Origin of the sequence: Ensifer sp. 4252 (assembly GCF_050434565.1) — a bacterium.
GTDB lineage: Bacteria > Pseudomonadota > Alphaproteobacteria > Rhizobiales > Rhizobiaceae > Ensifer.
Genome location: NZ_JBNDIU010000002.1, coordinates 190,750 through 203,064, shown reverse-complemented (window position 1 = coordinate 203,064; position 12,315 = coordinate 190,750). Strand labels below are relative to the sequence as shown.

Sequence of the window (12,315 nt, the reverse complement as noted above, 5' to 3'; positions counted from 1 at the left end):
TCACCCTGACCCTCTCCCCGCAGGCGGGGAGAGGGGACGCGGACGATGGCTGCGCTGTCACGCTGGTTTGCTGTCGGAGAAGGGCGGTCGCTGCGGATATGGGCGTACGCCGCGGGTTTCCTTCTCCCCGCCTGCGGGGAGAAGGTGGCCGGCAGGCCGGATGAGGGGCAGGCGGGCGCATTTGGAGTGTGGCCAGCAGCCCCGGCGTCAGTCTTCGATCTTGCGGGCCTCGGAGATCAGCATGATCGGAACGCCATCGCGGATGGGATAGGCGAGCCGCGCCTTTTCCGAAACGAGTTCTCCCGCTTCGGCGCGATAGCTGAGCCGGCCCTTGGTCAGTGGGCAGACGAGCAGTTCGAGCAGTTTCGGATCGACCTTGCTGGCGTTGACGTCCATGATCCCTCGCTTACTGCAGGATGTTGTCGACATCGCCGAAATTGCGCGCAAGCACGATTTCGGTAATGGCGATCAGCGTTTCGGCGCGGGTCTTGAGGTCGGGGGCCTCCAGCAGCGCCTGTTTCTCCGCCGGACCGTAGGGGGACATCATCGCCATGGAGTTGACCAGCGTGCGGTTGCTGGCGCGCTCGACGCTCTCCCAGTCGGCCTTCAGCTTGTTGGCCTCCAAGTAGGCCCTGAAGGCTGCCAGCAGCGCTGAACGGTCGACCAGGCTTTCGTCGTCGCGATTTTCGAGATCGGCCGTGAAGGGGCCGATGCGGAAACGGCGGTAGCCGCGCGTGCCGGCCACCTCGTTAAACAGCCGGTAGCGGCATACGCCGGTCAGCGAGGTGATATAGCGGCCGTCGCCGGTTTCGGCAAAAGAGGTGATGCGACCGATGCAGCCGACCTGGCACAGTGCCGGCACCGGCCCGACGCCGATGTCGTTGCGGCCTTCGCAGAAGGAGGGCTGCACGATCCCGACCAGCCGATTGCCGGAAAGAGCATCGTCGAGCATCGCCAGGTATCGCGGCTCGAAGATGTTGAGCGGCAGCTGGGCGCCGGGGAGGAGCAGCGCACCGGTCAGCGGAAACACCGGAATGATCTCCGGCAAGTCCTGCGGACCAAGATAACGTGCATTTCCGACATGCATTCCAATTGACCTTGCAGATGTCCGGTCTTGCCCCGCCACGCCCACAGACGTAGCCAACCAGATCAAGAAATGGTGCGCCCCTCGAAAATCTCAAGGGAAAAACGCACCGATCTTGCCGCTCTGCTCAGGAAAACAGGATCGACGACAGCTTGCGGCGGGCGGCGATCGTCGCCGGGTCTTTCGGACCCCAGACTTCGAAGAAAGAGACGAGCTCACGCCGTGCGCCATCATCGTCGAAAGCCCGGTCGCGCTTCATGATCGTCAGCAGGTGGTCGGCCGCCCCATTGCGGTCGCCTTCCACGTTGCGGATCTTGGCGAGCATCATGCGCGCCTCATGGTCGTCAGGGTTCGCCGCCAGGCGCTGTTCCAGGGTATTCGGGTCGCCGAGCTTGCGGGCTTCCTCGATCTGGTCGAGCTTCTTGGCGATCGCGCTGATACCGGCATCCTTGGCAAGGTCCTCCGGCAGGCTCGAAAGCGCTTCGCGCGCTTCGGCGATCTGGCCGAGCGTGATCATGCAATCGACCATGCCGGCGATCGCCACAACATTTTCCGGGTCCGCCTGCAGCACGGCGCCGAAGAGGCCGGCGGCGTTTTCGGAATCGCCCGCCTCGAGCAACCCCTTGGCGTCGGCAAGTGCTGCCTCGATCTCGGCCTTGCTGTCGTCGACGGCGGGGCCGGCGATCTTTTCGATGAATTGTTTGATCTGGCTTTCAGGCACGGCACCCATGAAACCGTCGACCGGTCGCCCGCCGACGAAGGCGATGACCGCGGGGATCGACTGGATGCCGAGCTGGCCGGCGATCGACGGATGGTCGTCGATGTTCATCTTGACGAGCTTCACGCGGCCGGCAGCTTCCGTCACGACCTTTTCGATCACGGGGGTCAGCTGCTTGCAAGGTCCGCACCAGGGCGCCCAGAAATCGACGAGAACAGGCTGCTGGCGCGAGGCCTCCAGCACGTCCTTGCTGAAGTTGGCGGTCGTCGTTTCCTTGATCAGGTCGCCGCCCGGTGCGGCGGCCGCGGCCGGCTGGCCGCCGAAGGAAGCCGAAGCGGTCATCTGGTTGCCGAAGGACCCTGCATAGGGATTGTCGTTGCCCGTCATTCTTCTCTCCTCGCCGGTTCGTGATCCGGCTTCCTGCATTCGCGCCAAAGATCGTATGTCAGGCTGTCACTTTCAAGACAAGCGGTTCATGTCCCGTGGCTTCCATGAAGCGCAACAGGTCCTTCGAGCCGATCGAGGTCGTCGCGTCGTTGGAAAGCGGGTGGCAGTTGATCACGTCGAACTTCATCAACGCCTCGTCGATGATCACCTTGACGTTGCCGCCGATGTCGTTGATCGCTCCGAGCGCTGTCACCGCCCCCGGGATGACGCCGAGATATTCCATCAGCTTTTCCGGCTTGCCGAAGGAAACCTTGCTCGAAGCACCGATGACCTGGTGCACCGTCTTCAGATCCACGCTCGCGTGTTCCTCGACGGTCAGGAGGAAATAGTTGTCCTTCTTGTCCTTCACGAACAGGTTCTTGGTGTGGCCGCCAGGGATTTCGTCGCGCAGTGCCACCGATTCGGCCACGGTGAATACCGGGTCGTGTTTTTTGGTGCTGTGCTCGATGCCGAGATCGTCGAGAAAGCGGAAAAGTTCGTCCGCGGACTTCGGTTGCGCATCGTTCATCTGGGTGATTCTCCTTCCCGTCCATTTTTTTCCAGTCTGCTTTAGGGGAGAACGGCCGGGCCGTGCAATCTCAGAGACGGCGGAGCGGCGCGAAAACGCGGCATTTGCGGGCTTCCCGAGAGGGCTCCCAAAAAATATTCGATTTCTCTTCATTTCCCTGTTGCATTCCAAAATCGCTTAGGCCATATAGCGCCCGTCGCCGCAAGACAGCGCGGCACCCACGGTCCACCGACTACCCCCGGACCGAGGTAATGAGCGGGTGTAGCTCAGGGGTAGAGCACAACCTTGCCAAGGTTGGGGTCGGGCGTTCGAATCGCCTCACCCGCTCCAATTTTCCCAACAGATTGTAACATAGTTATTTTTTCGCCTTGGGTGAAGCCGTTGCCTTCTTCGGGAAGAACGGCAACCGTACAGCTTTACGGTCGCGCCAATCCACGCGTCGCCGACGGTCGCGGCGGAGATACTCAGCTCTTCATGAAGACATAGTCCGTTTCCTGGCGGCGGATTTCGCCGGGGCGCAAAACCGCGTTGGGAAAGCCTTCGTGATTGACGGCGTCCGGCCACACCTGGGTTTCCAGGCAGAAGCCGGCAAAGGCGCCATAGCGGCGTCCTTCGAGGCCGGGCACCGGCACGTCGAGCTTGAAACCGGTATAGAGCTGGACGCCGGGCTCGGTCGTCAGCACTTCCATCGTCACGCCGGAATTGAGACTGCGGGCAAAGGCGACCGCGTGTTTCGCCATGCGTTCCGGCGAGAGGCAGAAATTGTGGTCGTAGGCGATGCGTTCGCCCTCGGTCTGGCGCTTGAGCGAGGTCATTTCCCTGAGATCGAAGGCGGTGCCTTCGACCGGGCGGACTTCCCCTGTCGGAACCTGGCGCTCGTTGGTCGGCAGATAATGGTCGGCGGCGATCATGATGTCGTGGCCGAGCGCATTCGCGCCGCCATCGAGATTGAAATAGCTGTGCTGGCAGACATTGGCGAGCGTCGGACGGTCGGTCTCCGTCTCGTAGACGACGCTGAGCACACCGCCGGGCTTCAGCTGGTAGGTGCAGCGGATCTGGCAGGTGCCGGGATAGCCGGCGCGGCCGTCCGGGTCGGTGATTGCAAGCGTGACGCTGTCCGGTGTGTGGCTGACGATCGTCCAGTTGCGCTTGCCGATGTTGTCGCTGCCGCCATGCAGATGGGTCACACCCTTTTCATTGCATTCGAGCTGGTGGCTTTTGCCGTCGAGCGTGAAGCGGCCGTCGCCAATGCGGTTGGCGCAGCGGCCGGGGGTCGCACCAAAATAGGGAGAATGGTCGAGATAACTTTCGAGATCGGTAAAGCCGAGCACCAGCGGCGGCTCATGGCCGTCCAGCCGCAGGTCCTGGATCACGCCTCCCCAAGTGAGGATATGGGCGGTCAGGCCACCGCCGGAGAGCACGACACGGTGAACCGGTTCACCCGATGGCAGGTGTCCGAAGATTTCCGTATGCGCATGCTTGTCCATCGCCTGGCTCCCCTACAGCGCCGCGCGTCTTAGCAGACGCGCAAAGGTCGCTGTACACTCTAGAACTGCTGCATGTTTTATCCTTAAATCGGCTAGGATTTACGGAAACATGCAGTCCTCGCGGCAAGCAACCTGCGTCATTTCAGGGGGATCGGCAACCGGAAATCGAGATTTTCTGCGGTAGATTCAGCGTGATAGTTGTTTCGTCGCATCCTGCAGTCCGGCAAGCGTCAAAGGAAACATCCGCCCGCCGACGAGGTTCTTGATCATGCCGATCGACTGGGTATAGCCCCAATGCTGCTCGGCAACCGGATTGAGCCAGATGGATCGCGGAAAGTGGGCGGCGATACGCGAGAGCCAGAGCCCGCCGGCCTCGTCGTTCCAATGCTCGACTGAACCGCCGGGGTGGCTGACCTCGTAGGGGCTCATGGATGCGTCGCCGACGAAGATCGCGCGGTAGTCGCTGCCGAAGGTACGCAGCAGCTCCGCCGTGCGGGTGATGTCGGCGCGGCGGCGACGATTGTCCTTCCACAGTCCCTCGTAGACGCAATTGTGAAAGTAGAAATGCTCCATGTGGCGAAATTCGCCGCGTGCCGCAGAAAACAGCTCCTCGACGATGCGGATATGGTCGTCCATCGAGCCGCCGACGTCGAAGAACATCAAGAGCTTGACCGCGTTGCGGCGTTCCGGCCGGGTTACGACATCGAGATAACCGTGCTCGGCGGTAGCGCGGATCGTGCCGGAAAGGTCGAGTTCGTCGGCAGCACCCTGGCGCACCCAGCGCCGCAGCCGTTTGAGCGCCACCTTGATGTTGCGCGTGCCGAGTTCGACCGTGTCGTCGTAATCCCTGAACTCGCGACGGTCCCAGACCTTGACCGCGCTGCGGTGCCGTGAGCCGTCCTGGCCGATCCTGACCCCTTCGGGGTTGTAGCCATAGGCGCCGAAGGGCGAGGTGCCGGCGGTGCCGATCCATTTGGAGCCGCCCTGGTGGCGCCCCTCTTGCTCACGCAGCCGCTGACGCAAGGTCTCCATCAGCGTCTCGAAACCACCAAGGCTTTCGACCAGGCGTTTCTCTTCCTCGCTCAGATATTTCTCGGCAAGCTTGCGCAGCCATTCCTCGGGAATGGCCCCCTGTTCGAAATCGCCTGGGGGATTGATGGCCTCGAGGCCGGAAAAACAATGCCGGAACACGCCGTCGAAGCGGTCGATATGGCGCTCATCCTTCACAAGCGCCGTGCGCGCGAGAAAATAGAACGCCTCGATGTCGAAGGCAGCAATGCCCGCCTCCATGCCCTCGATCAGGGACAGGAATTCCCGGAGCGTCACCGGGATCTTCGCAGCCTTCAATTCGAGGAAGAAGGGGATGAACATTTGGCTTCAGTCTTGTCCTCTGCCGATCAGGTCCATTTCGTAGGGCGTCGTCTGGTACATCTCGTTGATCCAGTTGCCGAAAAAGAGATGCGCGTGGCTGCGCCAGCGGTTCTGCGGCGGCAGGGTCGGATCATTGTGCGGGAAATAGTCGTGCGGCATCTTGATCGGCGCGCCCGCATCCACATCCCGGAAATACTCGTCCGACAGCGAGGTGGAATCATACTCCACGTGATTGAACATGTAGAGGCGCTTGCCCTTGTTCTCGTGCACGAGACAGACGCCCATCTCCTTCGATTCCATCAGGATCTCGAGGTCGGGCACCCCATCGATGTCGGCGCGGCGCACTTCGGTCCAGCGCGACACCGGCACGGCAAAATCGTCGGAAAAGCCATTGAGATAGACGGAGGAGGGCTGCAGGTTCTGGTGGCGGTAGACGCCGAAAGCCTTTTCCTTCAGCGGATATTTCGGCACGCCGTGGAAATGATAGATCGCCGCCATCGCACCCCAGCAGACGTTCAGCGTCGAATGCACATTGGTCGTCGTCCAGTCGAGGATGCGCTTAAGTTCGTCCCAATAGGTGACGTCCTCGTATTCCAGCGTTTCGACGGGCGCACCGGTGATGATGAAGCCGTCGAACTTGCGGGCCTTCACCTCCTCCCAGGTCTCGTAGAAGGCGAGCAGATGGTCCTCGGAGGTGTTTTTCGCCCGATGCGCGCCGATGCGGATCAGCGACAGCTCGACCTGCAGCGGCGAGGCGCCGATGAGGCGCGCCATCTGGATCTCGGTCTTGACCTTGTTCGGCATGAGGTTCAGGAGCCCGATCTGGAGCGGGCGAATATCCTGACGGATCGCCACGGTCTCGGTCATCACCCGCACGCCCTCGGTCGCGAGGGTTTCGAAGGCGGGCAGCGTATCGGGTATCTTGATGGGCATGGGGCTTCCACTCGATCAATACAAAAAAACCGGCGGCGATTGATCGCGACCGGTCCTCGGAAAATCCACGTTTCCTCGGCCCTTTAGCGATTTGTTTAACGTGGCTGCAAGCCGGCCGGCCAAATCACCACGGATTGTTTGATAGCGCGGCATGGGCGCGGGGGTCAATGAAAAACGATTCGCCGGCTAAACGGCCCCTCATCCGGCTGCCGCCACCCTTCCCCCGCAGGCGGGGAGAAGGACCAGCGCCGCAAGCGCACCCCCCTCGTCAGTCCACAGAATCCCGCCGCCCACTGCCAGCCGAAATCCGCTGACGATCAAGTGGTCCGCGTCCCTCTCTCCGTGCGCGGGGAGAGGGCTAGGGTGAGGGGCAAACGCCTTGCGTTTGCAGCAAATCCAGACGGTCCTGCATGCCGTAACCCAGCCGCTTGCTGGCTTCGCTTTGGCTGAGCCAGAAAAAGCGAAAGCGGATCGGCGGGCCGCCGCCGTCCGGCGTCATCTCGCAGTGCAGCCAGGTTTGCCTGTGGTCGCCGGCAAGCGTCGCATGGAAATAGTGCCGGCGATGGCAGATTTGTCGGCCGTCCTTCGTAAAGCAGTAATCCTGCGTTGCAAGCGGCATCAATGTCGCGGGTGGCGTAAGGCCGGTCTCCTCGACAAATTCGCGCAAGGCTGCGGCTTCAGGGCTTTCGCCCGGCTCCATCGTGCCGCCTGGAACCTGCAGGTCGATTTCAGGAAAGTCCGGCTCGTCGAAAACAAGCAGATGCTCTCGCCAGGTGGCGTAGATCAGGACCTTGTTGGCGTCGGGTCTCACTGGTCGCGGCGCGCCAAGAAGGCCAGGCGCTCGAAGAGGTGAACGTCCTGCTCGTTCTTGAGCAGCGCGCCGTGCAGCTTCGGCAGCATGGTTTTCGGATCGGCGCGCAGGTCGGCCGGGTCGATCTCGTCGGCGACGAGCAGGCGGATCCAGTCGAGCGCTTCGGAGGTCGAGGGCTTTTTCTTCAGCCCCGGCACCTGGCGGATATCGTAGAAGGCGGCAAGGGCTGCCGAAAGCAGCGTCTTGCGGATGCCGGGATAGTGCACCTCGACGATGCGGGCGAGCGTGTCGGCATCGGGAAAGCGAATATAGTGGAAGAAGCAGCGGCGCAGGAAGGCGTCCGGCAGTTCCTTCTCGTTGTTGGAGGTGATGACGACGATCGGCCGCTGGCGGGCGTGGATCGTTTCATTTGTCTCGTAGACGTGGAACTCCATCCGGTCGAGCTCCTGCAGCAGATCGTTCGGAAACTCGATGTCGGCCTTGTCGATCTCGTCGATCAGCAGCACCACACGGCGCCCGGCCTCGAACGCCTGCCAGAGCTTGCCCTTGCGGATGTAGTTCCTGACGTCGTTGACGCGCTCGTCGCCGAGCTGGCTGTCGCGCAGACGCGAGACGGCGTCATATTCGTAAAGCCCCTGCTGCGCCTTGGTCGTCGACTTGACGCTCCATTCGATGAGCTCGAGGTCAAGGGCTGCGGCGATCTGGCGAGCAAGCTCGGTCTTGCCGGTGCCGGGCTCGCCCTTGACAAGCAGCGGCCGTTCCAGCCGGATCGCAGCGTTGACGGCGATCATCAGGTCCTTGTCGGCGATATAGTCGGCGGTGCCTTCGAATTGCATGGGCTTCTTCCGGTCGTGGCGATGTGAAAGACGGTCCTGCGGGCGAGGTCCGTCATCATGCCTCTGCAGTAGCGCATAAGCGGTGCAGGTGTCACTGCCGCCGGCCGTGGTCCGTCAGACGTCAGCCGCGGAAGGCGGTAACCTCGATCTCGATCAGCATTTCCGGGCGGATGAGGTCGCAGACGATCATGGTGGCGGCAGGGCGGATATCGCCGAACATCTCGCCGAAGATCGGAAAACCCGGTCGGCAAAGCTGGCATCGGTGACGTAATAGTGATTGCGCACCACCTCCGAGAGCGAGAAGCCCGCCTCTTTCAGCGCGCCCTCGATCGTCTTCAGGCAATTGCGTGCCTGCTCTTCCACCGTTTCCGGCATGGTCATGGTGGCGTAATCGTAGCCGGTGGTGCCGGAGACGAAGCACCAGTCGCCCTTGGCGACGGCACGCGAATAGCCTGCCGTCTTCTCGAAGGGCGAACCGGAGGAGATGAGCTTGCGCGTCATCCCGTCGCTCACGCCCAGGGGCGCGAGGCGGCGGTCGACTTTTCAAAGCTGTCGATGGCCGTTGCCTTCTCCAGCGTCAGGCCGATGTCATCGAGGCCGTTCAGCAGGCAGTGGCGCTTGAAGGCATCGATCTCGAACTTGACCGTGCCGCCGTCCGGGCCGGTGATCTCCTGGGATTCCAGGTCGATCGAGAGGATGGCGTTGGAGCCGCGCGAGGCGTCGTCCATCAGCTTGTCCAGGTTCTCCTGGCTGACGACGATCGGCAGGATGCCGTTCTTGAAACAGTTGTTGTAGAAGATGTCGGCAAACGAGGTCGAGATCACGCAGCGGATGCCGAAGTCGAGAAGCGCCCAGGGCGCGTGTTCGCGCGAGGAGCCGCAGCCGAAGTTGTCGCCGGCGACCAGGATCTTGGCGTTCTGGTAGGCGGGCTTGTTGAGCACGAAGTCCGGGTTGACCGAGCCGTCCTCGTTGTAGCGGGCTTCGGCGAAAAGTCCGGTGCCGAGGCCGGTGCGCTTGATCGTCTTCAGGTAGTCCTTCGGAATGATCATGTCCGTGTCGACGTTGACGACGGGGAGGGGAGCGGCGACGCCGGTGAGCTTGACGAACTTTTCCATAACTTCAGGCCTTCGATTTCAGCGAAATGTTGCGTAAGCGTTTAGATCAGTTTTGCGCCGAAATGAAGGAAAATCTATCCCGAAGATGCTTGCCGGGCGGGTGAAATCGCCTGCCCGGTAGCTGTTGTCGCGGTTGTCTTATCAGTTGGGGTGCCTTGCCCGAGGGCTTTGCGGAAATAGGCCGGTCTCAGCCTGCCTTGACTCTAGCCTGCCTTGACCGGGGCGTTCAGCGCCCAGAGCACGCCGAAGGGGTCGCGCAGCTGTCCGTAGCGATCGCCCCAGAACATCACCTCGATGGGCATCACGACTTCGGCTCCGGCGGCGACCGCTTGGCTCCACCACGCGTCGATGTCGTCGACCGGCAGCATCAGGCTGAAAGCCTGGGGCTTTTCCAGGGCATGGCCGTATTCCGGATAGGCGTCGCTGAGCATCAACGAGCTGCCGTTGATGTGGAGGTGGATGTGCATCGTCCGGCCCTGGTCGTCGACCGGTTGCCTATAGGCTTCCTTTGCGCCGAAGGCGTGCTTGTAGAATTCCGCGGCCTTGGCCGCGCCGTCGACCTGGAGATAGGGCACCAGACCGTTCAGGGCCTGCGGCAACTGGTTTGCGTCTGTTTTCTGCGTATTGCTGTCCATGTCGTGCTCCTATCCTTCGTCACGAGGCCATGGCCTTTGCTGGCCTGGTCCAAGGACGAACGGAAACGGATGCGCCCGACATGGGTGTCGCAAAATTTTATCTCGGCTTTGGAGGCCGGGGCCGCGTGACCTAGAGATCGATGATCGTGCCGCGACCGTCGTTCCAGATGCGCATTTCGCGCGGGGCGGCGCCGGAGGTCGGGCGGGCCGTTGCACGGGCGGGTTTAAGGTTCAGCCGGGCGGCAATGGCGCTGCCGATCGCGACAACGGCGGCGATGCCGGCGAGCGCGAGCGCAAGCGATGCGGTGAAGACGAAGGCTGCCAGCGTAATGATGATGGCTACAGCCGTAAAAAGAACAGAACGTATGCTTTGCATGATCGTCACCTTTCTGGCTCCGATGTGGGTGTTGCTGCCGCCGCTTGCAAGAGGGGGTGCGGCCGTTCGCCTCGCCTTGCGGAAAAAATGAAAGGGGGGCACAACTGGCCGCATGACAAAATCGATCGAACATCACCCCGTTCGCCTGCGCCGTTCGGTGCTTTCAGTGCCGGCCGACAATGCCCGCGCACTGGCCAAGGTTTCGGAACTGGCAGTCGATGCCGCGATCTTCGACCTCGAGGACGCGGTGGCGCCCGAGCGCAAGGCCGAGGCGCGTGACGGGCTCGTTCGCCATCTCATCGAAAACAGGCCGGATTGCGAGATCATCATCCGCATCAATGCGCTTGGATCGGGCTTCGGTCAGCAGGATCTGGCGGCGGCCGTTTCGGCAAAGCCCGACGCGATCCTCTTGCCCAAGGTCGAAAGCCCGGCCAATATCCAGATCGCCGCCGACTGGCTGGCCGATAACGATGCGCCGGAGGCTTTGCGTCTCTGGGCGATGATCGAGACGCCGCACGGTGTCGTCAACGCGCCGGCGATCGCCGAGACCGGCCGTACCTTCGGCGGCAGGCTCGATTGCTTCGTCGTCGGCCTCAACGACCTGCGCAAGGAAACCGGCGTTCCCGACCGTCCCGGCCGGCCTTACCTCATCCCCTGGCTGATGCAGATCCTGCTGGCCGCACGCGGAAGCGGTCTTGATGTCATCGATGCGGTGTTCAACGATTTTCGCGACGCCGACGGTTTCGACGAGGAGTGCCGGCAGGGGCGCGATATGGGCTATGACGGCAAGATGCTGATCCATCCGTTGCAGATCGGCCCGGCCAACGAGCGCTTCGGCGTCGAGCAGGCAGCCGTCGACGAGGCGCGTGCGATCATCGCCGCCTTCGCGCTGCCGGAGAACGCAGACAAAGGTGTCATCAATCTTCATGGCCGAATGATCGAGCGACTGCATCTCGATCAGGCCCTGAAGCTCGCCGCCAAGGCGGACACGATTGAAAAACGAAAGGCAAGATTTTGAAACTTTACCGCTTCCTCACCGGCCCCGACGATGCGTCCTTCTGCCATAAGGTGACGGCGGCGCTGAACCAGGGCTGGTCCCTGCACGGCTCGCCGACCTACGCCTTCAACGCGGATACGCAGCACATGCAATGCGGACAGGCCGTATTCAAGGAAGTCGAAGGCAAGGATTATCATCCCGACATCAAGCTGTCGGAACAGTAAAAAGCAGGAACGCTCCGGTTTTACGGCCGGAGCGTTCTTTAGGTTTTTCGATTGTATTTCAGAGGGGCCAGCTTTTGAGCCGGAAGGCTCCGAGAGCCTTTCCGGTTTAAACGGAACCGTAGAAACGCTCCATCTCTTTGTTCCAAGCATTTCCTGACGGAAAACCGCTTCGTACTTTTCCTGCTTCTCAGGGCTTAGTTGCCCACGTGCTCCACGCTCGCCTCGATCCGTTCCATGTCGTCGTCGGAGAGGCCGAAATGGTGGCCGATCTCGTGGATCAGCACATGGGTGATGATATCACCAAGCGTTTCCTCGTTTTCCGCCCAATAGTCGATGATCGGGCGGCGATAAAGGGTGATCCGGTTTGGAAACTCGCCCGTCTCCATGGTGAAACGTTCGCCGATGCCGCGGCCTTCGAACAGGCCGAGCAGGTCGAACGGCGTCTCCAGCGCCATATCCTCGAAGACGTCGTCGCTTGGGAAATCGGCAACCTCGATGATGAGGCCGGTCGTCAACTGGCGGAACTCCTGCGGCAGGTGGCTATAGGCTTCCACTGCGAGTTGTTCGAATGTCGTGAGCGTCGGTGCGTGGCGATCCCGCCAATCATCGGTCTGGTCAATGCGGGCCATAGGCACTCCTTGTTGCCCTCCATATAGCGATTTTGCCTTTGTTTTTCGAGTGTTGAATTCCGGCTGGGGCGGGCAAGGAATAAATTCTTAAATTTGGCTGTTGACTCCTCTGGGCAGCTCTGGAATCTATAAGAACATAACAGG

General features: G+C 61.6%; 15 protein-coding genes, 1 tRNA gene, 1 pseudogene and 1 riboswitch. Of the genes and pseudogenes, 3 read left to right on the top strand and 14 right to left on the bottom strand.

Annotated features, from left to right (window positions below; genetic code table 11):
- Nucleotides 1-207 precede the first annotated feature (207 nt).
- The 4 genes from ABIE33_RS07915 to ABIE33_RS07900 all read right to left on the bottom strand — a co-directional run bounded on the left by ABIE33_RS07915 (nucleotide 208) and on the right by ABIE33_RS07900 (nucleotide 2,757).
- Nucleotides 208-396 carry a Trm112 family protein gene (locus tag ABIE33_RS07915; RefSeq protein ID WP_053249178.1) on the bottom strand — a complete coding sequence of 63 codons (189 nt, stop codon included), beginning with the start codon at nucleotides 394-396 and terminating at the stop codon, nucleotides 208-210.
- Nucleotides 397-406: 10 nt separating this feature from the next.
- A complete protein-coding gene (locus ABIE33_RS07910) occupies nucleotides 407-1,087 on the bottom strand; it encodes an LON peptidase substrate-binding domain-containing protein (protein ID WP_429123654.1) in 681 nt (226 codons plus the stop codon).
- A gap of 124 nt (nucleotides 1,088-1,211) precedes the next feature.
- Nucleotides 1,212-2,189: a thioredoxin gene (gene trxA / locus ABIE33_RS07905; RefSeq protein WP_429123651.1), complete on the bottom strand. Its 978-nt coding sequence runs from the start codon at nucleotides 2,187-2,189 to the stop codon at nucleotides 1,212-1,214.
- A 58-nt stretch (nucleotides 2,190-2,247) separates the two neighbouring features.
- The gene (locus tag ABIE33_RS07900; RefSeq protein ID WP_429123648.1) at nucleotides 2,248-2,757 is read right to left on the bottom strand and encodes a prolyl-tRNA synthetase associated domain-containing protein; all 510 of its coding nucleotides are present in this window, start codon (nucleotides 2,755-2,757) and stop codon (nucleotides 2,248-2,250) included.
- A gap of 255 nt (nucleotides 2,758-3,012) precedes the next feature.
- Here ABIE33_RS07900 and ABIE33_RS07895 point away from each other — a divergent pair.
- Nucleotides 3,013-3,087, top strand: a tRNA-Gly gene (locus tag ABIE33_RS07895).
- 134 nt (nucleotides 3,088-3,221) lie between these two features.
- On the opposite strand, the gene ABIE33_RS07890 is transcribed toward ABIE33_RS07895, so the two are convergent.
- From ABIE33_RS07890 to ABIE33_RS07850, 9 genes and pseudogenes are all read right to left on the bottom strand, one after another.
- Nucleotides 3,222-4,244, bottom strand: coding sequence for an aldose epimerase family protein (locus ABIE33_RS07890; RefSeq protein ID WP_429123646.1), 1,023 nt, complete (start codon nucleotides 4,242-4,244; stop codon nucleotides 3,222-3,224).
- 186 nt (nucleotides 4,245-4,430) lie between these two features.
- Nucleotides 4,431-5,615 (bottom strand): vWA domain-containing protein, encoded by a 1,185-nt coding sequence (locus ABIE33_RS07885; protein ID WP_429123643.1) that lies wholly within the window; start codon nucleotides 5,613-5,615, stop codon nucleotides 4,431-4,433.
- 6 nt (nucleotides 5,616-5,621) lie between these two features.
- Nucleotides 5,622-6,548 carry a homoserine O-acetyltransferase MetA gene (gene metA, locus ABIE33_RS07880; RefSeq protein ID WP_429123640.1) on the bottom strand — a complete coding sequence of 309 codons (927 nt, stop codon included), beginning with the start codon at nucleotides 6,546-6,548 and terminating at the stop codon, nucleotides 5,622-5,624.
- Nucleotides 6,549-6,611: 63 nt separating this feature from the next.
- Nucleotides 6,612-6,689: riboswitch (SAM riboswitch) on the bottom strand.
- A 217-nt stretch (nucleotides 6,690-6,906) separates the two neighbouring features.
- Complete coding sequence (locus tag ABIE33_RS07875; protein WP_429123637.1) at nucleotides 6,907-7,359, bottom strand: NUDIX hydrolase; 453 nt, start codon at nucleotides 7,357-7,359, stop codon at nucleotides 6,907-6,909.
- A complete protein-coding gene (locus ABIE33_RS07870; RefSeq protein WP_429123634.1) occupies nucleotides 7,356-8,195 on the bottom strand; it encodes an AAA family ATPase in 840 nt (279 codons plus the stop codon). Before ABIE33_RS07870 ends, ABIE33_RS07875 begins: the two co-directional genes overlap by 4 nt.
- Before the next feature lie 121 nt (nucleotides 8,196-8,316).
- Nucleotides 8,317-8,696, bottom strand: a pseudogene (locus ABIE33_RS07865) (RidA family protein).
- Nucleotides 8,697-8,704: 8 nt separating this feature from the next.
- A complete protein-coding gene (gene leuD, locus ABIE33_RS07860; protein ID WP_053249188.1) occupies nucleotides 8,705-9,310 on the bottom strand; it encodes a 3-isopropylmalate dehydratase small subunit in 606 nt (201 codons plus the stop codon).
- 203 nt (nucleotides 9,311-9,513) lie between these two features.
- A complete protein-coding gene (locus ABIE33_RS07855) occupies nucleotides 9,514-9,945 on the bottom strand; it encodes a VOC family protein (protein WP_429123630.1) in 432 nt (143 codons plus the stop codon).
- A gap of 130 nt (nucleotides 9,946-10,075) precedes the next feature.
- Nucleotides 10,076-10,321 carry a hypothetical protein gene (locus tag ABIE33_RS07850; RefSeq protein WP_429123627.1) on the bottom strand — a complete coding sequence of 82 codons (246 nt, stop codon included), beginning with the start codon at nucleotides 10,319-10,321 and terminating at the stop codon, nucleotides 10,076-10,078.
- Between the two features lie 112 nt (nucleotides 10,322-10,433).
- Between ABIE33_RS07850 and ABIE33_RS07845 the strand changes: the two genes are divergently transcribed.
- Both ABIE33_RS07845 and ABIE33_RS07840 read left to right on the top strand, forming a co-directional pair.
- A complete protein-coding gene (locus ABIE33_RS07845; RefSeq protein WP_429123624.1) occupies nucleotides 10,434-11,339 on the top strand; it encodes an HpcH/HpaI aldolase/citrate lyase family protein in 906 nt (301 codons plus the stop codon).
- Nucleotides 11,336-11,542, top strand: coding sequence for a DUF1737 domain-containing protein (locus ABIE33_RS07840; RefSeq protein ID WP_025425138.1), 207 nt, complete (start codon nucleotides 11,336-11,338; stop codon nucleotides 11,540-11,542). Before ABIE33_RS07845 ends, ABIE33_RS07840 begins: the two co-directional genes overlap by 4 nt.
- A 194-nt stretch (nucleotides 11,543-11,736) precedes the next feature.
- Here the strand turns inward: ABIE33_RS07840 and ABIE33_RS07835 are convergent, their stop codons facing one another.
- The gene (locus ABIE33_RS07835) at nucleotides 11,737-12,171 is read right to left on the bottom strand and encodes a metallopeptidase family protein (RefSeq protein ID WP_429123621.1); all 435 of its coding nucleotides are present in this window, start codon (nucleotides 12,169-12,171) and stop codon (nucleotides 11,737-11,739) included.
- Nucleotides 12,172-12,315 lie beyond the last annotated feature (144 nt).